17 protein-coding genes, 1 pseudogene and 1 riboswitch are annotated in these 22,898 nt (G+C 69.7%); of the genes and pseudogenes, 9 read left to right on the top strand and 9 right to left on the bottom strand.

Features of this window, described 5'->3' with window-relative positions:
* The first annotated feature begins 38 nt into the window (after positions 1-38).
* The 3 genes from T333_RS02540 (at position 39) to T333_RS02530 (ending at position 1,820) form a co-directional block, all read left to right on the top strand.
* Entirely contained in the window at positions 39-302 is a 264-nt protein-coding gene (locus T333_RS02540; protein ID WP_354998354.1) for a hypothetical protein, read from the top strand.
* Between the two features lie 205 nt (positions 303-507).
* A riboswitch (cyclic di-AMP (ydaO/yuaA leader) is annotated at positions 508-676 on the top strand.
* A gap of 78 nt (positions 677-754) precedes the next feature.
* Entirely contained in the window at positions 755-1,348 is a 594-nt protein-coding gene (locus tag T333_RS02535; protein ID WP_496423571.1) for a C40 family peptidase, read from the top strand.
* A 76-nt stretch (positions 1,349-1,424) separates the two neighbouring features.
* Positions 1,425-1,820, top strand: coding sequence for an RNA-binding S4 domain-containing protein (locus T333_RS02530; protein ID WP_354998356.1), 396 nt, complete (start codon positions 1,425-1,427; stop codon positions 1,818-1,820).
* Positions 1,821-1,823: 3 nt separating this feature from the next.
* On the opposite strand, the gene T333_RS02525 is transcribed toward T333_RS02530, so the two are convergent.
* The 3 genes from T333_RS02525 to T333_RS02515 all read right to left on the bottom strand — a co-directional run bounded on the left by T333_RS02525 (position 1,824) and on the right by T333_RS02515 (position 10,322).
* Positions 1,824-3,545, bottom strand: a complete 1,722-nt coding sequence (locus T333_RS02525; protein WP_496423570.1) for a fatty acyl-AMP ligase — start codon at positions 3,543-3,545, stop codon at positions 1,824-1,826.
* A 67-nt stretch (positions 3,546-3,612) separates the two neighbouring features.
* Entirely contained in the window at positions 3,613-10,029 is a 6,417-nt protein-coding gene (locus T333_RS02520; protein WP_496423569.1) for an SDR family NAD(P)-dependent oxidoreductase, read from the bottom strand.
* A complete protein-coding gene (locus tag T333_RS02515) occupies positions 10,026-10,322 on the bottom strand; it encodes an acyl carrier protein (RefSeq protein ID WP_357245492.1) in 297 nt (98 codons plus the stop codon). The genes T333_RS02520 and T333_RS02515 overlap by 4 nt, the downstream gene beginning before the upstream one ends.
* Before the next feature lie 199 nt (positions 10,323-10,521).
* Between T333_RS02515 and T333_RS02510 the strand changes: the two genes are divergently transcribed.
* Entirely contained in the window at positions 10,522-11,499 is a 978-nt protein-coding gene (locus T333_RS02510) for an MBL fold metallo-hydrolase (protein WP_496423568.1), read from the top strand.
* 221 nt (positions 11,500-11,720) lie between these two features.
* Here T333_RS02510 and T333_RS02505 read toward each other — a convergent pair whose 3' ends face one another.
* Positions 11,721-12,692, bottom strand: coding sequence for an NAD(P)H-dependent flavin oxidoreductase (locus T333_RS02505; protein ID WP_496423567.1), 972 nt, complete (start codon positions 12,690-12,692; stop codon positions 11,721-11,723).
* 408 nt (positions 12,693-13,100) lie between these two features.
* Here T333_RS02505 and fadD5 point away from each other — a divergent pair, with 408 nt between their 5' ends.
* The gene (gene fadD5 / locus T333_RS02500) at positions 13,101-14,672 is read left to right on the top strand and encodes a fatty-acid--CoA ligase FadD5 (protein WP_357245485.1); all 1,572 of its coding nucleotides are present in this window, start codon (positions 13,101-13,103) and stop codon (positions 14,670-14,672) included.
* Positions 14,673-14,754: 82 nt separating this feature from the next.
* A complete protein-coding gene (locus T333_RS02495; protein ID WP_354998363.1) occupies positions 14,755-15,357 on the top strand; it encodes a cysteine hydrolase family protein in 603 nt (200 codons plus the stop codon).
* Between the two features lie 68 nt (positions 15,358-15,425).
* Here the strand turns inward: T333_RS02495 and T333_RS02490 are convergent, their stop codons facing one another.
* Entirely contained in the window at positions 15,426-16,001 is a 576-nt protein-coding gene (locus T333_RS02490; protein ID WP_354998364.1) for a TetR/AcrR family transcriptional regulator, read from the bottom strand.
* Between the two features lie 107 nt (positions 16,002-16,108).
* Between T333_RS02490 and T333_RS02485 the strand changes: the two genes are divergently transcribed.
* On the top strand, positions 16,109-16,780 hold the full coding sequence (locus T333_RS02485; protein ID WP_496423566.1) for a methyltransferase domain-containing protein: 672 nt from the start codon (positions 16,109-16,111) through the stop codon (positions 16,778-16,780).
* 33 nt (positions 16,781-16,813) lie between these two features.
* Here T333_RS02485 and T333_RS02480 read toward each other — a convergent pair whose 3' ends face one another.
* The 3 genes from T333_RS02480 to T333_RS02470 are packed head-to-tail and all read right to left on the bottom strand — an operon-like array spanning position 16,814 to position 20,700.
* A complete protein-coding gene (locus tag T333_RS02480) occupies positions 16,814-19,186 on the bottom strand; it encodes a lysylphosphatidylglycerol synthase domain-containing protein (protein ID WP_496423565.1) in 2,373 nt (790 codons plus the stop codon).
* Between the two features lie 43 nt (positions 19,187-19,229).
* The gene (locus T333_RS02475; RefSeq protein WP_354998367.1) at positions 19,230-19,955 is read right to left on the bottom strand and encodes an SDR family NAD(P)-dependent oxidoreductase; all 726 of its coding nucleotides are present in this window, start codon (positions 19,953-19,955) and stop codon (positions 19,230-19,232) included.
* Positions 19,942-20,700, bottom strand: a complete 759-nt coding sequence (locus tag T333_RS02470; RefSeq protein WP_357245473.1) for a 2OG-Fe(II) oxygenase — start codon at positions 20,698-20,700, stop codon at positions 19,942-19,944. The genes T333_RS02475 and T333_RS02470 overlap by 14 nt, the downstream gene beginning before the upstream one ends.
* A gap of 118 nt (positions 20,701-20,818) precedes the next feature.
* On the opposite strand from T333_RS02470, the gene T333_RS02465 reads away from it, so the two are divergent.
* Entirely contained in the window at positions 20,819-21,406 is a 588-nt protein-coding gene (locus tag T333_RS02465; protein WP_496423564.1) for a DUF459 domain-containing protein, read from the top strand.
* A gap of 66 nt (positions 21,407-21,472) precedes the next feature.
* On the opposite strand, the pseudogene T333_RS02460 reads toward T333_RS02465, so the two are convergent.
* Positions 21,473-21,835: pseudogene (locus T333_RS02460) on the bottom strand (AarF/UbiB family protein); the annotation flags it as partial.
* Positions 21,836-22,101: 266 nt separating this feature from the next.
* Between T333_RS02460 and T333_RS02455 the strand changes: the two are divergent.
* Positions 22,102-22,878, top strand: a complete 777-nt coding sequence (locus T333_RS02455) for a FadR/GntR family transcriptional regulator (protein WP_496423563.1) — start codon at positions 22,102-22,104, stop codon at positions 22,876-22,878.
* Positions 22,879-22,898: the final 20 nt, after the last annotated feature.

Raw genomic sequence — 22,898 nt, 5'->3', positions numbered from 1 at the left:
GCGGTTCGGTGAACGGCCCGCGTGGGAACGGAGGAGTCATGTCCGAGGAGCCAGCTCCCCATACCACCGCCGAGGTGGTCGAGTCCTGGACCGTGCCCGCCGGAGCGACCCAGGCCGGGCTGATCCGGTCCAACATCCTCGTCGCCATCGAGCAGGGCTACGACGATCCGCAACTGGTCGCCGATCTCGCGGTCGGCCCGTTGGTCATGGCGCTCGGCAAACTCGAGGTCGGCCTGGCCGAGGCGCGGCGGCGCATCGAGGAGCTGGAGCGAGCGCTCGCCGAGCGCGACTCACGGTCCTGAACTCGCCCGACTCGCTTCGTAACACTGTGCAGTCCGCCGAGACCGGACCGTGACCTGATCACCTCGGCATCATTCCGCCCGGTCGTCCAGTGATTTTTCACAAGGGCTGGAAAAACTGCACTGTGCGCTGGACAACACCGCTTCCGACATCGTAATCTCTTCGTGACTTCGTGGAGGGAGTCGCTTCGTAAGAGGAGTGGCGCCATGGAGTCACCACCTAAACGGCAGTCGGCCCACCAGGATCCGCCTGCCGTGCCGGGGACCCACAGGTTCGTCTGGGGTGAATCCGCGAAGGCCGCAAGGCCGGAGTGGTAGGGCCGATCTTCCCGGCCCGAACCCGTCAGCTAACCCGGTCGGTGGAAGAGCAGGAAGATCGGAGACTCAGCTCGGTGGGTAAACACAGCTTGCAGCGGGAATCGCGACTGCCGAATTCCGTTAAGGGTGCTCTCGTTATGGGTGCGGTGGCCGCCACTGGCGCGATGCCCGCGGTGCCCGCGATGGCCGCCACGATCAACATCCCCGGCATCGGCGGTTTCGATGTTCCGGTACCCCAAGAGTTCGAGCAGCCGGTCCAGCAGCTCAACCAGCAGCTTCAGCAGGCGCTCGCCGCGCCGCAGGCCGGTGCCCCGCAGCAGGCGCCGCTCGCCGCGCCGCAGTTCCCGAACTTCCAGGTGCCCAACCCGTTCGAGGTGCAGAACTCTCCGGGTGACATCGCTCTGGACGCCGCCAAGACCAAGGTCGGCGCCATGTACTCCTGGGGCGCCGCTGGCCCCTCCAGCTTCGACTGCTCCGGCCTGGTGAAGTGGGCCTACCGGCAGGCCGGTATCGAGCTGCCCCGCACCAGCTTCGAGCAGTCCCACGTCGGTGCCCCCGTCGCCTTCCAGGACCTGAAGCCCGGTGACATCGTCATCACCAACGGCGGCGGCCACGTCGGCCTGTACGCCGGTGACGGCAAGCTGCTCAACGCGGTCCAGTCGGGTCAGCCGGTGTCCTACACCTCGCTGAGCCCGGACGACGTGGTCACCGCTCGCCGCATCGTGGAATAAGGGTCACTCTCGGACAAGTCCGTCGTCGGTCCGTGCACGGCTGGAGCCGAGGCGGATGTACGCATAGTCTGAACCGGTGCCGAAGGGAGAACAGGCTGCCTTGACGCAGGCCAGGGTCGATTCCTGGACCTGGGCGGTACGCCTGTTCAAAACCCGGTCCGCCGCCGCGGAAGCCTGCCGAGGCGGGCACGTCCGCGTCAACGGCAGCACCGCGAAACCCGCCCAGCCCGTGCGGCCGGGCGATGAGATCCGCATCCGCGCGGGCGGTGTCGAACGCATCGTGATCGTCGAGCGGGTCATCACCAAGCGCGTCGGCGCTCCCGTCGCCGCGCAGTGCCTGATCGACCGCAGCCCGCCCCCGCCCTCCCGCGAGATCCTCGCGACCATGCCGCGCCGAGACCGCGGCACCGGTCGCCCCACCAAGCGGGAGCGGCGCGAGACCGATCGTCTCCTCGGCCGCACCGAGGACTGAGGTTCACGGCGCGGGCCGGTGGCCGATCGTCACCAGGTGCGGAAGCCTGCCCGCGCCGAAGAGCCTGCGACATTCGCCGCGTCGTAGTTTTCCGCTGGAGGTCTTGGGGATTCCGCCCGGCTCCACGAGCACGACCGAACCCGGCATCACCTCGTGCGCCGTCGCGACCGCGGCCCTGATGCGCCGCGCGACCTCCGCGAGTGCGTCGGCTTCGGCGGCGTGCTCCGCGAGCTCCGCGACCACCACCAGGTCCTCGCGTCGTCCGTCGTCGTGGCCGAAGGCCGTCACGTGGCCGGGGCGCACTTCCGGCGCGTGGTCGGTCACCGTCGATTCGATGTCGGACGGGTAGTGGTTGCGGCCGTCCACCACGATGAGGTCCTTCAGCCTGCCCGCGATGTACAGCTGGCCGTCGAACGTGAAGCCGAGATCGCCGGTGCGCAGCCAGCGTTCGGGCCGCCCCGCCAGCGTGGCGCCGAACGTCTCCTCGGTCGCGGCGGCATTGCCGAAGTAGCCCCCGCAGACGTTCGGGCCCGCCACCCAGATCTCGCCCACCATCGTCGCGGGCAGCTCGGTTCGGGCGGCCGGATCGACCACCGCGACCCGCTGTCCGGCGGGAAAGCCGCAGCCGACGAGCGGAACTCCGGCGGCGCCGGTCTCGTCGACGAGTGCCATGCCCTCGGCGAGACGAGCCCGGTCGAAGCGGTAAGTCACGGGTTCGGCGGCCTGATCACCGATGGTCACCGAGAGCGTCGCCTCGGCGAGGCCGTAACCGGGCGTGTGCGCGCAGTGGCGGAAACCGTTGGCCGCGAACGTCTTCGAGAACAGCTCCAGCGCCTCGGCGCGGATCGGTTCGGCGCCGTTGAGCAGGGCGTCCAGGGCGGAGAGATCCAGCTGTTCGCGCTCTCGCGGAGTGGTGCCCGAAACTGCCAGGGCGAGACCGAAATTCGGGCCGCCCGTGACGCCCGCCCGGTAGTCGGCACAGGCGCGCAACCAGCGGATCGGACGCTTGACGAACTCCGCCGGCGCCATGGTCACGCCGAGCACGCCGGAGTACAGCGGCAGTGCCAGCGCCAGCACCAAGCCCATGTCGTGGAAGAACGGCAACCACGTGACGATGGGTTTGTGTCGCGCCGCGGGCACCGCGGTCCAGAGCTGCGCGAGTGCCGCACCGAGATTCGCGTGCGTCACCTCGACGCCGGCGGGTGCCTTGGTCGAGCCGGAGGTGTACTGGAGGTACGCGGGACCCCGGCCGACGGGATCGAGCACCGGGTCCGAGGCCTCTGCGGTCACCAGTTCGTCGGGCAGGTAGTGGATGCGGCCGAGCGACGTGCCGACGCTCGGCTCGGTCACCGCGTCGCCAGGGGAGAGCAGGCACAGCGCAGGACGGGAGTCGGCGAGCGCGCCCTCGAGCCGCGCGGTATTGCGCGCGCCGGAGACCGGGAAGAGCGGCACCGCGACGCGGTCGGCGTAGAGACAGGCGAGGAAGGCCACCACGTAGTCCAGGCCGTGTGCGCACAGGATCGCCACCCGGTCGCGCGGTTCGGTGGTCGCGCGCAGCTGCGATGCGAGTGTGCCTGCGGCGCGGTGTAATTGCGCGTAGGTCAGCGACCGTGGGAAGCAGGACGTTCCGCGATATCGCAATTCGACGAAGGCTTCGGCATCGGGCTTGGTCGCCGCCCACGCCGCGACGCGGGCGGCGAGTGGGCTGGGAAAATCGGCAGTCACGGTGCCTCGCAGTGATTTCTGGCGACCCGGCCGGCAAGAGCGGCGAGCGGGCTGGGGTGCTCGGTGGTCACGATGCCTCGCTGTCGTTCGCGGCGACGCGGTCGGCGAGGGCGGCGCCGAGGGCGGCGATGGTGGGGTGCTGGAAGAGTTCGGCTGTCGAGATAGCGATGCGGAGCCGCGCCTCCAGCGTGCGGCGCGCCTCGATGGCGAGCAGCGAGCTGAGGCCGAGATCGTTGAAGTCGTCGGTGGCGCCGATCATTTCGGCGGGCAGGTCCAGGGTGGCGGCCAGCACGCGGCGGATGGCGGCGGTGATCGACTCCGGATCGGCCGGTGCGACGCCGTCGGATCGGCGGATCGGGTTGTCGCTACCGCGGGCCGTCGATACACCGGCCGAATTCGGCGATCGCTCGAAGGAGGACGGTGCGCCGAGGAGCTCGCGGAGGCGGGCCGCCACCGGCGACCGGTCGTCGGTCGGCGTGTAGTCCAAGGCGAGCAGATACGGTCTGTGGTACCGCAAGGCCTTGGCCAGCATCGCCGCGCCACGCTCCGCGTCGAGGGCGGCGATGCCCGCACGGCGCAGGTGCTCCGCGCCGCCTGCCGTCGCCGCGAGGCCCGTCGCCCACACTCCCCACCCGATGCTGAGCACCCGGCGGTCTCCCGCAGCGGCGGCAACCGCGTCCATCGCGGCGTTGGCAGCCGCGTACGCCGCCTGACCGGGTGCGCCGAAAGCGCCGGTGGCAGAGGAGAACAGGAGCACGAAATCGGTGGGGTCGGCGGCCGTGAGCGCCACCAGGTCGGCGGCCGCGCCGACCTTCGGCGCGAACATCCTGGCCAGCTGGTCCGCGTCGACGTCCTCGAAGGCGGCGTCCTCCAGCGCGCCCGCAGCGTGTATCACGCCACGGATGGTGGAGCCGCATTCGCGAATGTCGTTGAGCGCGTTGGCGAGGTCGCTGCGATCGGCCACGTCGCAGCCGACGACGACCACGTGATCCTCGGAGCCGTCCAGCACGGCGGGCACCGGGCGGGGTGAACGCGTCAACACGACCACGTCGCGCGCGCCCGCGTCCAGCAGCCAGCGCACCGCGACCGCGCCGAGCGCGCCGAGACCGCCCGTCACCACGTAGGTTCCGTCCGGATCGATCACGATGGGCGGGGCGTCCGGCGTGGCCGGGACGAACCGCCGCACCGCCAGTTCGCCTGCGGTCACCTCGAGTTCGGCGGGGTGCGCGTCCTGGGTGACCAGCTCGACGAGCCGGGGCAGCGTGCGCGGATCGGTATCGGTCCAGACCAGCCGCACCGGACGGCCGGACTCGAGCTGGAGTGTCCGGGTCAGCCCGGCGATGGCGTTGGCGGTGCTTCCGCGCCGTGCTCGTTGCGGAAGCAGGACGGTCAGCGAGCCGATCGCCGGATCGGACTGCGCGCATTGCAGCACGTCCAGAACTCGGCCGACCGCGGAGGTGCCGGGTTCGCCGCCGTCGTCGGGCCAGACGGTCACCAGCGCGGTGCGGTCGGCGGCGTCCCGGGCCAGCAGCACCGACGCGAGGATGGCTCCGGCCGCGTCGGGTTCCCGTGCGATCCGCTCGGTCGGCAGTGTGCGCTCCAGCGCGCGGGACAGTCGAACGGCGAGGTCGGACTCGCCCACCACGAGCGCGCGCCTCGGATGCGGAGCGCCGGATGTGCTTCCCCTCCGCGCTGGACTTGCCGGTACCGGTTCATTGCCCGGCGAGGAGTGCGCGATGTCGGCCGAGCTCGCCTGTGTCGGACTCTTCCCCTGATGCGGGGCAAAGTGCGCGTCGTTGGCCGCCTTCGCCAGTGCCGCATCCCTCCCCGGGTGCGGGGCGGAGTGCGCGTCGTTGGCTGCCTTCGCCAGTGTCGCATCGTTGGTCGGGTGCGGGGCGGAGTGCGCGGTCTTGGCTGAGTTCGCCGGTGTCGCATTGTTCGTCGGGAGTGGGGCGGAGTACGGGGCGTTGGTTGAGTTCGCGGGTGTCGCATCGTTCGCCAAGTGCTGGGCGTAGTGCGGGGCGTGGGCCGAGTTCGGCGGTGCCGCATCGTTCCCCGGGTGCGGTGCGTAATGCGGGGCGTTGGTTGAGTTCGCCGGTGTCGCATCGTTTCTGGGGTGTGGGGCGTAGTGCGCGGTGTTGATTGGCGGTACTCGCGTCAGGTCGTAGCTCTGGCTCGCGGGGTCGAGGATCGGCTGCCACGTTTCGGTGCGGAAGATTCCGCGCTCCTCGCCGCCGAAGTCCTCGTCGTGCCGGAAGTGATCCACCGATCGCGCGTCCGCGAAACGAACCCGCACGCCGGAGAACGCCAGTACGGGCACACCGTGCTGATCGGTGCCGACGACGTCGCCGATCAAACCGCGCGCCGTGCGCTCACGGGTGACGGCGTGCGCCTCGGCCACCACGCGCCCCGGCTCGGTGGATACCCACGCCGTATCCATGGCGATCGGCAGCGGGACGAGTCCGTCGGGCAGCGTGCCGTCCGCGGCCGCGGCGAGCAGATGCAGGCAACCGTCCAAAGTTGCGGCGCTGTGTAATTCGGCCGCATCGAAATGCCCGAGCGCGCGCCCGGGTGCGGCGGCGACGGCGCGCAGCGGACGAAAGCGCGGACCGTATTCGAGTCCCCTGCGGCGCAGCGCGTCGTAGAACGAACCTGCCGCGAGCGTCCGCATCCGGTGCTGGGCGGCGCGATTGGCGTCGACCGCGCGCATCCACGCGACGATGTCCGCGGGGGTCGGTCCCGGTGCGGGCCGTGCCGCGGCGAGCAGCGTCGCGCCCGCGTGCACCCGGACGCTCGCGTCGTCGGTGCGGTAGACGGCTTCGGGAAGCACGGACAGGTCGGTGCGTTCGTGGACGACGAAATCGGCGATCATCCCGGCCGCCGCGCTGTTCGCTTGGTGCAGCAGCCTGCGCACCCAGTGCACGGCGGGCACGGTGGGAACGCCGCGCACCACATGATCTTCCAGCGAGCCGGTGCGGAAAGGCGTTGTCGCTCGACCGGTTCGATGTCGCGTGACGAGGTCGAATTGGCTGCGCCGCCAGCGCCTGCGCGGTGGCGGAACGACGAAGGGTCCGCTCGCGGACCAGTCGAGCGGACGGCCCTCGTCGTACAACCCGGCCAGGCACCGCAAGAAGGCCCCGGCTTCGTCGTCACGATCGGCGATCGGGTACGTGGCGGCGCGGAATTCCGGATACTCGCGGGCGGCCGAAGCGAGGACGGAGTGCGGCGCGAGTTCCAGTACCGTCGCCAGTCCGTCCGCGGCGGCGCGTTCCAGTGCGGCCGCGAGTTCGACTGTCCCCGAGGCGTTCTCGGCCCAGTAGTCGCGGTCCAGCGCGGCCGTCGTCAACACCGCGCCGCGGCGTGTCGTGGAGTAGACGGGGGTGTGTGGCGTACGTGGCGCCAAATCGCCCAGTGCGCCGATGAATTCGGTCAGCACGGAGGAGACCTGAGGACTGTGCGCGGCGAAGTCGACGGCGATGCGCTGTGCGAACATGCCGCGGCGCTTCGCCCGTCGCACGACAGTGTCGATATAGCGCGGCGTCCCCGACACCACCACCGAACGCGGTCCGTTCACCGCGGCGATCGCCACCTCGGCCCGCACCGGCGCGACCAGCCGCTCCGTCTCGTCCGGGGTGGCCTCCAGCAGCGCCATCGCGCCCTGCCCGTCGAGCGTCGCCAGTGCACGGCTGCGCCGCACCGCGACCAGCGCCGCGTCGGCGAGCGTCAACGCGCCGCTCACCGCCGCCGCCGCGATCTCGCCGAGGCTGTGCCCCGCCACCGCGTCCGGCCGAATCCCCCAGGAGGCCAACAGCTCCGCAGACGCCACCTGGTAGGCGAAAATCGCGGGCTGCACCAGTTCGGTGGCGGCTCGCCCGTCCTCGCCGAGACCGAACCCGTAGCGCGGGGTCCACACCTTCGGCCCGCCGTGCCCCGCGATCGCGTCCGCTGCCTCGGCCAGGGCACGGGCGAACACGGGATAGCGCGCCGCCAACGCGCGTCCCATCCGCGCATGCTGCCCGCCCTGCCCCGAGAACAGGAACAGCACACCGCCGCGCCGCCGGACCGTGCCGGGACCGGTGATCGCGGGACCGCTCTCGCCGCGCGCCAACGCCCGCAACGCGGTGACCGCCGTCGCGCGGTCGTGCGCGATCACGCTGGCACGCGCGTCCTCGGGCAGCAATCGGGCCGCCGCCGCGGCGAGTGGGCGAAGGGTTGAAGTGGAATACCCAGCCGCCGCAGTGGTTTCATCTCTGCCCGCGGCGCGTGTGGTGGGCTCGGGTACGGGAATGCGCTCGGATGTCGTGTTTTCCGCGATCGCGGTCGCGGAACTGCGACACCATCCACTCGGCGACGGCCGCGCCGTCCGTACGGTCGCGTCTGCCGTCGAGGCTATTCCGCCCGGGACCGGTGGGTCAGCCGTCGCGCCTACCCTGTCCAGTACCGGTGGGGCGGCCGTGGGAGATTCGCCGTCGAATACCGGTGGGGCGGCTGTGGGAGATTCGCCGTCGAATACCGGTGGGGCGGCTGTGGGGGATTCGCCGTCGTGTACCGCCCGGGTAGCCGTGGGGGATTCGCCGTCGAGTATCGCCCAGTTAGCTGTGGGGAGTTCGCCGTCGAGTACTGGACGGGCGGCCGTGGGCGATTCGCGGCCGAGTACCGGAGTGACGGCTGTGGGGGATTCGCCGTCGCGTATCGCCCGGGTAGCCGTGGGGGATTCGCCGTCGTGTACCGCCCGGGTAGCCGTGGGGGATTCACGGTCGAGTACCGGCGGGGCAGCCGTGGGGGAAGTGCTGTCGTGTACCGCCCGGGTAGCGGTGGGGAATTCGCCCTCGAGTACCGGCGAGGCAGCCGTGGTGAATTCGCAGTCGAGTATTGGCGCGGCAGCCGTGGGTGATCCGCCGTCGAGTACTGGCCGGGTAGCCGTGCGGGGCTCGCCGTCGAGTATCGCCCCGGTAGCCGTAGGAAATTTGCCGTCGAGTTCCGGCGGGGTATCCCTGGGGGATTCGCGGCCGGGTGAGCGCTTGGCCGCGCCGTCCGAAAGCCCCGTAATGCCGGTCCTCCCAGCGGATTCCGAATTCCACCCGGCTACGGAGTCGCGCACCGAATCGCCGCGACTCGAGGCGAACTCACCCTCCGAATCCAACCGCTGCGCCAACGCCAGCGCCTGAATCTGCAAATCCGCCACGTCGCGTCCGGTCACCGGTATCAGTACCGGCGGCTCGTCACCTCGCGACGCCGCGGACTCCGGATACCCGCGCAGCACGACGTGGGCGTTGGTCCCGCCGAATCCGAACGAGCTGACCCCGGCCAGCCGCTCTTCCGGCGCGGCCGTCCAGTCGATCGGCTCCGTCGGCACCCGCAGTCCGCGCTCGGCCAACTTCAGCAGCGGGTTCGGAATGTCGAAATGAATGGTCGGTGCGATGACGCCGCGATGGATCGACAGCGCGGTCTTGATCAACCCGGTCACGCCCGCCGCCGCCTCGAGGTGGCCGAGATTGGACTTCACCGAACCGATCCAGGTGTCCCCGCCGCCGAGCACCGCGGCCAACGCGCCGACCTCGACCGCGTCACCGAGAGCCGTTCCGGTGCCGTGGCATTCGATGTAACCCGCGCGGCGCGGGTCGAGTCCGGCGCGAGACCACGCGGCGCGCACGGTCTCTCGCTGAGCGCGTCCGTTCGGCGCGTAGAGGCCGTTCGAGCGGCCGTCCGAACCGACCGCCGCACCGAGGATCTCGGCGTACACGCGGTTTCCCTCGCGCCGCGCGTCGGCGGTGCGCTGGAGGACGAGCACGCCGCACCCGTCGCTGCGCGTGTAGCCGTCGGCCGCCGCGGAGAACGGCTTGCAGCGCCCGTCCTCGGCCAGGAATCCGCTCTCGGCCAGGTAGTCCGAGGTGTGCGGCAGCAGCGTCAGATTCACGCCGCCGACGATCGCGAAGGGCACGGTCTCGTCCGCGAGCAGCCGCAGCGCGATGTCGACCGCCGCGAGCGAGGACGAGCACGCGCTGTCCACCACAAGGCTCGGCCCGTGCAGGTCGAGCGCGTAGGACAGCCGGTTGGCGATGATGCTGAGCGCGGAACCCGTCACCGCGTACGGCGCGTCCTGTTCACCGCCGCCGAGCACCGTGACGCCGTGGTCGTATCCGCACGCGCCGAACACCACGGCGGCATCGGAAGCCCTGGTGCGATAGCCGATCCCGGCGTCGTCGAGCGCCTCGACGGAGACCTCAAGCGCGACGCGCTGCTGCGGATCCATCAGCGCCGCCTCGCGGGCCGAGATGGCGAACCAGTCGTTGTCGAACCACTCGATGTCGTCGAGATAGCCCGCCCGCCTGGTCACCGACCGGCCCGGAGGTGGATCGCCGGTGGCATCGCGCCCGGCCGTCAGCAGCCGCCAGAATTCGTCCAGACCAGCGGCGCCGGGCACCCGGCACGCCATGCCGACGATGGCGACCGATGGCTGGGTGGACGGAGTGCGTGCGGTCATCGCATCGCGAGAAACTCGGCCAACTGCTCGATATCGGGGTGGTCGTACACGGCTTCCAGCGACACCTCGACGCCCATCGCGTCCTCGAGTTGTGCGGTCAGCCGCGCCAGTTGCGTCGAGCTCAGCCCGAGCTCGGCGAACGGCGTGCGGGTGGACACCGCGGCGGGCGCGACGCCGAGCAACTCGGCGATCGCCACGACGGCGGCGTCGGCGAGCGCGGCACGTCGATCGCGCACGCCGGTATGGCCGTTTCCGGTGGTATCACTTTGCCCGTCCGGCTGACTGGGCCGCATCTCGTCCTCCCTCCCCGTCTCCCGGCGGTTCGCGGCCCGGGAACGGTACCCCCGCGATTATGCCGTACCTGTAGAGGCCGGAAAACGTCCGTTTTCCGCTGTTCGCCTGCGCGTTTGGCGACACGCCAAGAGTTCTCGCGGCCCCCGCGTGTCGCCCGGATGCTTTCCGGAAACCGGCCCATCCCCTACCGTGACAACCGTGCTCGAACCCGACCGTGCGACGCGCGCCGAGCGGACGCCGACCCTGCCCACCGTGCTGCGCTGCTGCGCCGCGCTCGCCGCGACCCCGGGCAAGCTGTTGCGCCCCCGCCGCCCCGACACCGACCTGCTGGCCCGGCTGACCGTCGCCGAGCCGCCGCGCCCCACCGCGACCGTCCGGCTGACGGTGCTCGCCCAGGGCGACATGACCGCACCGGAGACCATCGTCGCCGAGGGGGTGCGCAGCCTGCGGGAGCTGCCGCTGATCATGTCGGCGTTCCTGATCGAGCACCCGAAGGCGAGGTTCATCGTCGACCCGGCGCTGTGCTCCGGCGTGCACGATCGCGTGATACCCGAGCTGCCGTTCCCGGTGCCGCTGTTCGTCGCGCCGGACAAGCCGGTGCTCGGCCTGTCCGACGCGCTGGCGGCGCGCGACTTGGCGGGTAGCGACATCGATTTCGTGATTCCCACCCATCTGCACTGGGATCATGTGTCGGGCCTGCTCGAGCTGCCCGCCGAGGTGCCCGTCCGGTTGCCCGCCGCCGAACACGCGTGGGCCATGCTCGGCGCGCACGCACCGGTCGGCGTGGCGCGCGGCCCCTTGCGTGGACGCACCTTCGACCCCTTCGAACTCGACGGCCCTCCGGTGCTGACCTTCCCGCGCAGCAAGGACCTGTTCGGCGACGGTTCGGTACTGCTGCTCGACCTGGCGGGCCACACCCCGGGCAGCATCGGCGTGCTCCTCGCGGTGGACGACGGCACCCGCGTCCTGCTCGCGGGCGACGCCGTATGGAGCAAGCTCCAGATCGACCTGCTACGCGAAAAGGCCCCCATGCCAGGCCAATTGTTCGACTCCGACCGCGACGCCGCCTTCGCCGTCATCCACCGCCTACACGCCCTCCCCGACGACATCGAGATCGTCGCGGGCCACGACCACGCCGCGGTCACCGCCCGCGCCACCCGCAACCCCTCGCGCTGAGAATGCCGTTCGGGTGCACGGTGTCCAAATGCGCTGAGTGGCACCGTTGCCCGTTGTAGGCGTTCGAGCAGAGCGATCCGTGCGGTGTCGCGGCTTACCGGCAACGACCTGGCTATCGCCATTTGACTACCGTCGATAGAGAAATGGATTCGACGGCAGTCGTATGGCCGAACTTCGATCTTGATACGCAACCATTCGACTACCGTCGATTTCGCCCGACCTCAGGCGACGACGTCGGCGAGGCGGGCGGTGATGAGCTGTTCCGCCTCGGAGACCATGCGGCTGATGAGTTCGCCGCAGGTGGGGATGTCGTGGATCAGGCCTTGGGCCAAGCTCGCCGACCAGATGCCCGCGTCCAGGTCGCCCTCTTCGAAGACGCGGCGGCCGCGCGCGCCCGCGACCAGCTCGCGCACGTCCTCGAAAGTGCCGCCCGCCTTCTCGATTTCGACCACCTTGCGGCTGATCTCGTTGTCCGCGACGCGCGCGGTGTTGCGCATGGTGCGGAAGATCAGCTGGGTGTCGAGCTCGCTGTTGGCGACGATCTGTTCCTTGACCTTCTGGTCGATCGCCGACTCCGCGGTGCACAGGAAACGCGTGCCCATGTTGACGCCGTCCGCGCCGAGCGCGAGCGCCGCGACCAGGCCGCGGGCGTCGGCGATGCCGCCGGAGGCGATCATCGGGATCTCCAGCACGCGGGCCGCGGCGGGAATCAGGATCAGGCCGGGGATGTCGTCCTCGCCGGGATGACCCGCGCACTCGAACCCGTCGATGCTCACGCCGTCGACGCCGATCTTCTGCGCCTTGAGCGCGTGCCGCACGCTGGTGCACTTGTGCAGCACCTTGATGCCCGCCTCTTTGTAGTACGGCAGGAACGGCTCCGGATTGCTGCCCGCCGTCTCGACGATCTTGACGCCGCTCTCGATGATGGCCTGCACGTATTCCGCGTACGGCGGCGGGTTGATCGAGGGCAGGATGGTCACGTTCACGCCGAACGGCTTGTCGGTCAGTTCGCGGGTGCGCTCGATCTCCCTGCGCAGATCGTCGGGGGTGGGCTGGGTCAGCGCGGTGATGAAACCGAGTCCGCCCGCGTTGGCGACGGCGGCGACGAGTTCGGCCCGGCCGACCCACATCATGCCGCCTTGCACGATCGGGTGCTCGATCCCGAATTCCTCGGTGAACCTGGTCCGCAGCATTGCGCTCTCCTCCGTATGACGGCGGCGTCCGTGGATCGCGCACCGCTGTTCTGTCCCACCGCGACGGCTTGCCCCAGCGCAGGCGCGCCACGCGTGCCGGTCCGTCCCGACAGGACGATCGTGACATGAGGGTCGACTCACGTACAACTGGTAAGTGAGTCACCGTTCGCATAGCTAAACAGGCGCAGTGCTGTTCGATAGCGCCCTCGAGGGCACTGCGCCCGCCCAAAAACGCAGATGGCGGCGCTTCCGCAACGAGCGCCACAGCACTGAGTCAATTAACGATGATTCATCTCTTGATCTCTTGCCGCGCGATTAAGTTAGTTGTTATTCTCGTCTCAATTCAGCCCGCCCTGGCGGTCGGCCACCCCGGCGGACGCTGTAGGCGGTCCGAGAGGAGTACGTGGCATGACCACCGGTGCACAGGCGCTCGACGAGCCGATCAGGTCGCGGCGCAACCACTGGAACAACCAGATCGCCGCCCACGCGCAGATGCGCCCGGACGCGGTCGCCCTGCGGTTCCGTGGTGTGGACACGACGTGGCAGCAGCTGCACGAGCGCTCGCAGAAGTTCGCCGACGCGCTGGCCAGGCGTGGCGTCGGGTTCGGCGATCGGGTCCTCATCCTCGCGCTGAACTACCCCGAATACATCGAAGCGGTCTTCGGCATCAACGCGCTCGGCGCCATCGCGGTGCCGGTGAACTTCCGGCTCACCCCGCCCGAGGTCGCCTACATCGTGGGTGACAGCGGGGCCAAGGCCATCGTCACCGACACCGTTCTACAGCCGCTGGCCACCGCCGTGCTCGCGCAGTCGCCCGTGCTGGAGACCTGCGTCGTGATCGGCGGCAAGAGCGCGGAGGGCGTGCTCGGATACGACGACGTGTTGGCCGAGGAGGGGACGCCCCACACGCCGCTGGACATCCCGGAGGACACCCCTTCGCTGATCATGTACACCTCGGGCACCACGGGCAGCCCGAAGGGCGCCGTGCTCTCGCACGCGAACATGAACGCGCAGGCGCTGACCTGTATCCGGGCCATGAACCTCGGCCCCGAGTCCATCGGTTTCTGCACCTCGCCGCTGTTCCACATCGCCGGACTCGGAAGTCTCGCACCGTATTTCCTGCTCGGCGGCAAGACCGTGCTGCACCCCCTCGGCGCGTTCGATCCCACCGAGTTCCTCGACGCCGTCGAGAAGGAACAGGCCACCACCGCGTTCTGCGTGCCCGCGCAGTGGCAGGCCATCTGCGCCGAGCCCACCGTGAAGGACCGCAAGCTCGCGCTCACCATGCTCAGCTGGGGCGCCGCGCCCGCCTCGGACTCGGTGCTGCGCGCCATGGCGGAATGCTTCCCGAACGCCGCCAACGTCGCGGTGTTCGGCCAGACCGAGATGTCGCCGATCACCTGCGTGCTCGAGGGCGAGGACGCGCTGCGCAAGCTCGGTTCGGTGGGCAAGCCGATCCCCACCATCCAGGCCCGCATCGTGGACGAGGAGATGAACGACGTCGCGCCGGGCGAGGTCGGCGAAATCGTCTACCGCGGACCGACTCTCATGCAGGGCTACTGGAACAAGCCCGAGGCCACCGCCGAGGCTTTCGCCGGCGGCTGGTTCCACTCCGGCGACCTGGTCCGCACGGACGAGGAGGGGTTCGTCTGGGTGGTCGACCGCAAGAAGGACATGATCATCTCCGGCGGCGAGAACATCTACTGCGCCGAGGTGGAGAACGTGCTCTTCGGGCACCCCAAGATCCGCGAGGCCGCCGTGATCGCTCGCGCGCACGAGAAGTGGGGCGAGGTGCCGGTCGCCGTCGTCGCGCTGGTCGACCCCGACGCCGAGCTCACCCTCGCGGAGCTGGAGCCGTTCCTCAACGAGAACCTGGCCCGCTACAAGCACCCCAAGGATCTGGTGATCGTGCCGGAACTCCCGCGCAACGCCAGCGGCAAGGTCGTGAAAGTAGAGCTGCGCAAGGATTATTCGTCCTGATCCGTTGCGCTTCCGCCGATTTCCACGAACTGGGTGGTGGAAATCGGCCACACGCGCGGCGCGGATGCGTGAGGATCGAGGCATGGCGATTCCCCGCATCCGCGCCGCCGTGCTGGCCCTGCACTGGCAGGTGAACATCGTTCGGCCCGAGGGCTTTTTCGGTCCGATGCTGGCCGGGCCGGTCGCGGCCAGCGGCGTCGTGCCGCGCGCGGTGGACTTCCACGACGCGGCCGCCGAAGCCGATCTCCCGGTGATCTTCACCCGGTTCACCATCCCCGTCGGCGAGGGCGCTCTGGTGCGCAACACCGGTTTCATGCGGTCGGTCGGCGCGGCGCAGACCGAATTCCGTCCGGAATCACCGGGCGCGCAAGTCATCACGGAGATGAAGGATCAGCCGAGCGCGATCTACGACAACCAGAAGCTGTCCGGGCTCGCGGGCAGCGCCCTACCCGACTGGCTGACCGAGCGTGGCCTGGACACCTTGTTCCTCACCGGCGTCGCCACCAACCTCACCGTCGAGCAGACCGCGCGCCACGCAACGGATCTCGGCTTCACGGTTCATCCGATCGCCGACTGCGTCGCCGCCGCCGACCCCGCCGCCCACGAGGCCGCACTCGCCAACCTCGAACTCGTCACCGCGGGCTGCCTGACCGCCGCCGAGGCCCTCGCCCTCGTCCACCGCTGAAGCCGGACCCGGCGGCCAACTGCCTTGCGACGCCCGCTCCGAAGTTCGGACGACCACGCCGCGCGGCCTCAGCGGATTCGATCGGCCAGTCCCGGCCCGATCAACCCCGCCACACGCCGATAGGCGACCTCCGCCGGAATCGGCGGTTCCGCGTCGGCGATCGCGCCGAGCGTGCCGACCACGCCCCAGGACAGGAAGTTCACCATCGCCGTGAACTCCTCGTCGTCCATGTCGAACCGCCCGGACAGTTGTTCGGTGAGCACCCGGCCGACCATGCCGCGGGTGGCGCGCAGCAGCTGCCCGCCCGCCTTGCGCCCCAGTAGCGCGCGGTACACCTCGGGATTCTCCGCGGCCAGTTGGAAGAGCGTGTAGACCGGTGCGAGCGGAGCCGAGGGCGGTGGTGCGGCGGGGTCCTCCGGGCGGGCCGCGGTGATGGCGGCGCGCAGGTATTCGGTGCTGCTCACCAGCAGCAGGTCGTCCTTGTCGCGGAAGTGCGCGTAGAAGGTGGAGCGTCCGACGTCCGCGCGATCCAGGATGTCGCGCACCGTGATTCGCTCGTAGGAACGTTCCAGCAGCAGTTCGATCAGCGCCCGGTGCAACGTCGCCCTGGTCCGCCGCACCCGGCGGTCGATTGTCTCGTTCATCATCTGTTCCCGCGTTTCCGGACGGATCGGGCGGTGTGGTCCCGAACCGGACGGATTCCGTACTTCTGCTTCTGGTCGCCGCAGCGACCACCTTCGATCATGAACATATGTCCGGAAACGCACAACAGTCCACAAACGACCGAGCCGCCGAGATCGGCCTGCTCATCACCCGCCCGCGCGGCTACCGCTTCGTCCGCTCCGCGTTCCGCGCGCAGAATGCCGCACTCATCGCCCGCAGCGGCGCCGCCCCTGGCGACCGCGTGATCGACATCGGCTGTGGTCCGGGCGATTTCGCCCGCGCCACGGCCGCCCGCGTCGGGGACACGGGCGAGGTCGTCGGACGCGACCCGTCACCGCGCATGATCGCCTACGCCACCGCCCACGCGAAGCTGCCGAACTGCCGTTTCGAGCTTGGCCCCGCGCAGACCCTCGACCACCCCGACGCCTCGTTCGACCTGGTGACCTGCACGTTCGTCATGCACCACATCCCGGAGACCCAGCGCGAAGCCGCCCTCGCCCACATGTACCGCGTGCTGCGCCCCGGCGGCCGACTCCTCCTCGCCGACACCCACCCCGCCGGGCGAGTCCTGCCGAAACTCATCCGCACGATGTCCCGCTTCGCCGCGCACCGCACCGGCGACGCGGCCGGACAGCACGCCGACCCGCTCGCCGCCATCGACATCCGCCGCTACCGAGAACCCTTGTCGGCAGCGGGGTTCCGCTCGATCGAGTTCGAAACCGTCCCGCCGCTCGCCGGGGTCCTGCTCGCGACGAAGTAGCGGCGGCGCAGCGAACGCCAGTCCGGCGATAACTCAGATCATGTTCTTCGCGGTCATCCACCGCATGGTGAACCACCCGCAGAACACCGGCAACCAGCAGGTGAGGACGCGGTAGAGCAGCACCGCGGGCACGGCGATGTTCGCGGGCAGTCCGAAGGCGGCCAGGCCGCCGATCAGCGCCGCCTCGACGGCGCCGACGCCGCCGGGTGTCGGGGCGGCCGAGGCGAGCGTGCCGCCGATCATGGTCACGATCGTGACGGTGACGAACGTGGTGCCGCCGCCGAAGGCCTCGACACTGGCCCACAGCGCACCCGCCATGCCGAGCGTGATGGCGGCGCAGCCCGCGACGATGATGGCGAACCGCTTCGGGTCCCTTGCCAGCTGGCCGAGCTCGCCGAGCACTTCCTGAAGCTGGGGCCGAACCGAATTGTTCAGCCAGCGCCGCAGTTTCGGCACGAACATGAAGGTGCCGATGATGCCGACGCCTACACCCGCGGCCAGATACAGGACGAGCGGATCCGGCACGAAATGCGAGAGGTCCGCCGAGGTACCGGCCACGATGCTGAACAGGATCAACAAGCTGAGGTGGGTGATCACCTGCACCGCCTGCTGCAGCGCGACGGCCGCCGTCGCCCGCACCGCGCCGAGCCCGCCCTTCTGCAGGAACCGCACGCTCAACGCGAGACCGCCGACGCGCGCGGGCGTGGTGGTCGCGGCGAAGGTGTTGGCGATCTGCATGATCACCAGGTTGCGGAAGTTCACCATGCCGGAGGCGCAGGCCCACAGCGCGGCCGCGGCGCCGATATAGGTGAGGCTGGAGACGGCGAGCCCGAGCAGCGCCCACCACCAGTTGGCCGTCCTCAGCTGGGTGAAGAAGGTCGGGACCTGGCTGATGAACGGGTACGCCACGTAGACCAGGCCGATCAGCAGCACCAGCTGAATGATCTGGTTGCGGGAGAACCGGGTGATCTGATCGGCCTCGATCCGATCCTTGCCGGTCTGCTCGCGCACCTCGTCCCGGGTTTCGGCGACGATCGAACCCCACTCCGGAATCGAGACCCGGATGCCGGACGGCATGGCCGACTTGGTCAGGCGGCGGGTCGCGGTGAGCACGGTCTGCTCGCCGAGCGCGTCGATGGCGGCGCGCACCGCGGACTCCTTGCCGTAGACCGCGGCCGTGGTGACCAGCAGCTGCGCGATGTCGGACTGGATCTGGGTGTCCGACGCGCCGAACTCGGCATTGCCGAAACCGCTGAACAGCACGGCGTCCTCGGTGACGCGGATGTCGTCGGGACGCAGGTCGCCGTGCGCGATCCGGCCGGTGTGCAGAGCGTCGAGCGCCTTCCAGACCGTGGGCAGCCGGTCGATCGGGGTCTCGGCGATCGACGCGCCGCCGGAGTCGGTATGCGCGTAGAGCATCCAGCCGCGATCCAGCGCGGCCACCGCGACCACCTGCTGACCGGCGAGTTCGAGGTCGCCCGCGGCGATCGTCATCAGCGCGCGGTGCTCGACGGCGCGGTGCATGGAGCCGTGCAGCGCGCCGGTCTCGCTGCTGCGGAAGGTCAGCCAGCGCCAGAACATGCGCAGCGCGCTGTGACTGCGCTGGTTCTTGCCGTACATCTCGACGGTCAGCTCGCGCTCCGGACCGGTCACGGCGGCGGCGAGCACCAGCGGACCCGACCCGGCCGGTCGCACCACGGTGAACCCGGTGACGGTGTGCCCCCGCTTGGCGAGCACGCGCACCGCGGCGTCCAGCGGCACCTCCAGCGCCGGGGTGCCGACCACCCAGACGATCACCGCGCCGACCAGCCAGCCCACCGCGAGCCCGAACATCGCCCGCGCGGGCACCACGGTGCTGACCACCAGGTGGATCGGCGCGAAGGCGAGCAGCAGGAACCACCACCAGCGGCGCGGCTTGGTCGGCAGCCACGGGCTGGAGACCGTGAGCACCGCGGCGAGCATGGCGATCCAGCGCGGGTCGTCGAGGAATTGGGAGAGGAAGGTGTCGAGCCGATCGGGCACCTGCAGGTGCCACTGCGGCGCGGAGATGCCGGTCCCGGTGATGGAGAGCAGCAGCCCGGCGACCAGCCCGGCCGCGGCGTAGCCCGCGAGCAGCTTCCACTGCCTGCCGATGATCAGCTCGATGAGGATCGCGAACGGCAGGATGAGGATCGCGATGCCGTAGATCAGGTAGATCAGATTGGACTGGTCCGGGGTGAGGAAGTCGACGATGTTGGAAACCGAGCTTTCCAGCGCGAGCCATTCCGGCCGGGTGATCACCGAGGCCGCGATGACCACACCGAGCCACAGCGCAGCGAACATGACCCGGACGATGTCCGTGGTTCGCCGGATCAGCGGCTGCAGGAGACTACCCGTTACCGGGATCTCCCGCCCGTCGACTCGCATGTGTTCACCCTGCCAGAGGCGGCCCCGCGGCGGCCCGGCGGGCTCAATTGGCGACGACGCTGTACACGCCTCCGGTCATGGCGCCGGTGTCCAGTTCGAGGATCGCCTGCAGCACCTTCTCCGTCGGCACCCGGGCCGGGAAGCTGTCGGGAGCCACCGCGTTGGCGCGGACGCCGAACTCCGCGAACTCCGCGGCCAGGTGTCGGGTCAAATGGTTCAGCGCCGCCTTGGAGGCGGCGTACACCGCCTGGCCGCCGGGATAGACATTCGAGCCGGACAGACTGGAGACGTTGACGATGTTGCGGTTGCGCGCGCGGTTGCCGTCGATGTCGTGCATCCAGCCGCGCTGCGCCAATCGGGCCGAGAGCCGCAGCGGCACACCGACGTTCAGCGCGAACTGGGGCTCGAAGTCGTCGATCGCGGTGTCGCCGTCGACGATGCCCTGCGGATGCAGCCGCAGGCTCGCGGCATTGTTGACCAGCAGGTCGACGCCGCCGAACTTGGCGAGCGCCAGATCGATGACCCGGTCGACCTCACCCGGCGCGGTGAGATCGGAACGGATCAGGAAGACCCGGGAATCGTTCTCCGGCACCGTGCCCTGCGGGTCGAAGGGATCGACGAACCACTCGTGCTGCGAGGGCGTCGCCGGTACGCGGGTGCCGCAGACGGCGACGATGTCGTAGGCGGTGTAGAGGGCACGGCAGAACGCGTCGCCCAAGAGGCCGCCCGCGCCGGTGAGCAGGCAGACCCGTCGGTTACCACTGGACAATGCGGTCTCCTCCCCAACGCTGGATCGCGTCGTCCTTCGGCCGGTGCAGCCACATCACGATGCTGCTGCGCGAGGCTCGGTTGTAGCCGAGGTAGGTGTGCCAGGACCGCGGCGTGCACTCGAAGATCACCATCGAGTTGTCCAGCGGCGGCACCGCGAGCGTCGGCGCCGGGTCGGCGATATTGGCGTACAAGCCGGTCTCGCCGCCGTCGCCCGGCTGCCATCCGGGATTGCCCAGGTAGAACAGCAGCGCGACGGCGCGCACCGTCTCCCGCGCGGTGACGCCGTCGGACTTCGCCCCCGTCTTGGTGTTGACGCTGGGGTCCGGCAGACGCACCTCGTCCGGGCCAGGGGCCGGGCCGGCGAACCACGCCGGATTCAGGTCGTTGTGCGGCCAGCCCGCCGGGCTGTCCGGCGAATGGTGGTGGATCGAGCCCTCCACGTCGCCGGTGACCTCCACCCCGGCCACCGACGCGATGAGGTCGTGCCATTCCCGCGAGGTGAACAGCGCGAGCGGTCCGTCGCGCAGTTCGGCGAGCGGAATTCCGCTGGCACTGTAGTTGTCGGCCACCCGCGAGAACGCGCTGGATCGCGCGTCGAGCACTCGCTGGTATTCGTCGGCCAGTCGCTTGTAGAAGTCCTCCACGAAGACGTCGCGCACGTACACGTGCGGAAACGGCCCCGATCGCCGGATCCAGCGCCGATGCGCGAACAACTCCGTGAACCACGCGGGCGCCTGACTCACCGTTTCCCCTGACAACGTCACTCCCTCCCGGACGAACACGCCGATCTTATTGCCTTCGCCCGGCGAATTTCGAGCGGCCGGAATTCCGCAGCGCGACAGTGCACGAGAGGATCGACCGGTGGCTCGTGATCTTCGCATCTGCTTCGTCGGTGACTCGTTCGTCGCGGGTGTCGGCGATCCCCGCTGCCTCGGCTGGGTCGGCCGCCTCGGCGCCGCCGCCACGCCGTTCACCGGATACAACCTCGGCGTGCGGCGCGAGACCTCGGCGGACATCGCCGCGCGGTGGGAAGCCGAGTGCGCGCCGCGGCTGCCCGAGGGGACCGACGCCAGGGTGGTCCTCTCGTTCGGCGTCAACGACACCGTGCTCGAAAACGGCTCGCCGCGGGTGGATCCCGACGACTCGGCGACCAACCTGACCGCCGTGCTGGCGCGCGCCGCCGAGCGTGGCTGGCAGACGATGATCGTCGCCCCGCCGCCCGTCGACGGCGACGCCCACAACGCCAGGATCGCCCACCTCGACGAACGCTTCGCCGAGATCTGCGCCGCGGCCGGAACGCCGTACGCCCGCGTGCATCACGAACTGCGCGCGAACGAGGTGTGGATGCGGGAGGTGCGCGAAGGCGACGGCGCGCACCCGAGCGAAGCCGGTTACGACGCGATCGCGGCGCTGATCATGCCGGTCTGGCTGGAGTGGTTGTCTCGCTGAGTGTTCCGAAGTTCCAGCCGCTTCTGGTCCAGGAATCCAGCAGTGTCCCAGACGGGAATCCAGCGCTCATTTCGGGAATCGGCGCAGGTCAGCCCAGGAAACCTGCGCCGAGTCGGCATCGCGAATCAGGCAGATCGCGGCCGGAGCAACCGGCGCGGCGCCCACCGGACCGTGCGCGATCTCGTCCAGTTCCGGGTACCAGCGCGCGAGCTCGGCGCGATACGGGCCCTCGGTTCCCGTCACCGCGGCGCGGCCGCCGGGATACATCACCTTGACCGCGACCGGTGTCCCGTCGCGCCAGACCGCGCGGTGCATCTGGCCGATCGAGGCGGCCCCCGCGCGGCGCTCGTCGAATTCCCGGAAATGCCAGCGCCAGTCCGGGCCCATGCTCGCCGTGATGGCGGCGTCCACGGCGGCGGGAAGCATGGCGGGGGCGGCGTCCGACGACCCGCGTAGGCCACCGGCACTCCAAACCGGGTAGTGCGTATCGAACGACGGACCGGAGGCACACCATCGGCCGACACCGCGAAAAAACGTCTACCTGGGGATTCGGTACCCGAATGCGCGGGCGGGCGGCGAATGGCCATGAATCACCTCACACTGTGCGCGGATCGGTGTTACACAGATGCAGTCTCGTACAGCAGGGCTTAGACTGTCTGGGACGTAATGGGAAAACAGTCGAAAGGTGGCATCCGATGGGATCCCAGACGGTAGTCGCCGACGTTGCCGACGAGCTGGCGCGCCGGGTTGCCGCGGGGGAATATCAGCCGGGGGATTTGATGCCGTCGGTCCGCCAGGTCGCCGAAGAATTCGATATGAATCGCGCGACCGCGCAGTTGACCTTGGGCAGGCTGGAATCGTATGGATTCGTCGAGGCGCGTCGCGGTAAGGGTTTCACCATCCGCGATGTGCGGGAGGCGGGCGGCCTCGACGTGTACCGCCATCTGTTCCGCTTCTCGGTGCCGATGCCCGACGTCGCGATCGAGATGTTCCACGACATCGTCGACGTGCAGCGCGGCATCGTCATGGAGACGTTGCTCGCCTACACCGCGAGCGAACAGGAGATCGACCCGGCCGAGCTGAAGGCGGCCATCGACGAACTGGAAGCCCTTGCCCGCCTGGAGGTTCCGGACTACCGGCAGATCCTGGCCATCGAGGTCGCTCTGGTCCGGCGTTTGCTGACCGCGCTCGGACTGAGCATGCAGCGGGCGATCCTGAACACCATCGGCGAGATGGTGCTCGAGGTGCCCGAGGCGATCGAGGCGTACTTCGCCGGCGCGGCCGACCTGCACGTGCTGGTGTGGCGGGCGCTGGTAGCGGTGTGGGAATCCGGCTCCGGCCCGTCGGAGGCGCAGCTCGCGCTGTTCGAGGACCTGTTCGGGATGTACCACGACAAGGTCATCGCCCGGTTCGAGGAACTGCTCGGCGGCGGCGAAGCCGAGGTCGAGAAAGCGCACGCAGCCACCGCCTGATCCGGCGAAACGTACAAAAC

The organism is Nocardia sp. CNS-044, from assembly GCF_059570515.1.
This window is presented reverse-complemented; position numbering and strand designations above follow the sequence as displayed.

What these genes read in the sequence shown, in the direction of transcription:
- T333_RS02540 (WP_354998354.1), top strand. Translation starts at nt 39, where the DNA reads ATGTCCGAGGAGCCAGCTCCCCATACCACCGCCGAGGTGGTCGAGTCC.
- T333_RS02535 (WP_496423571.1), top strand. Translation starts at nt 755, where the DNA reads ATGGGTGCGGTGGCCGCCACTGGCGCGATGCCCGCGGTGCCCGCGATG.
- T333_RS02520 (WP_496423569.1), bottom strand. Translation starts at nt 10,029, where the DNA reads ATGACCGCACGCACTCCGTCCACCCAGCCATCGGTCGCCATCGTCGGC.
- T333_RS02515 (WP_357245492.1), bottom strand. Translation starts at nt 10,322, where the DNA reads ATGCGGCCCAGTCAGCCGGACGGGCAAAGTGATACCACCGGAAACGGC.
- T333_RS02505 (WP_496423567.1), bottom strand. Translation starts at nt 12,692, where the DNA reads ATGCTGCGGACCAGGTTCACCGAGGAATTCGGGATCGAGCACCCGATC.
- fadD5 (WP_357245485.1), top strand. Translation starts at nt 13,101, where the DNA reads ATGACCACCGGTGCACAGGCGCTCGACGAGCCGATCAGGTCGCGGCGC.
- T333_RS02495 (WP_354998363.1), top strand. Translation starts at nt 14,755, where the DNA reads ATGGCGATTCCCCGCATCCGCGCCGCCGTGCTGGCCCTGCACTGGCAG.
- T333_RS02490 (WP_354998364.1), bottom strand. Translation starts at nt 16,001, where the DNA reads ATGAACGAGACAATCGACCGCCGGGTGCGGCGGACCAGGGCGACGTTG.
- T333_RS02485 (WP_496423566.1), top strand. Translation starts at nt 16,109, where the DNA reads ATGTCCGGAAACGCACAACAGTCCACAAACGACCGAGCCGCCGAGATC.
- T333_RS02480 (WP_496423565.1), bottom strand. Translation starts at nt 19,186, where the DNA reads ATGCGAGTCGACGGGCGGGAGATCCCGGTAACGGGTAGTCTCCTGCAG.
- T333_RS02455 (WP_496423563.1), top strand. Translation starts at nt 22,102, where the DNA reads ATGGGATCCCAGACGGTAGTCGCCGACGTTGCCGACGAGCTGGCGCGC.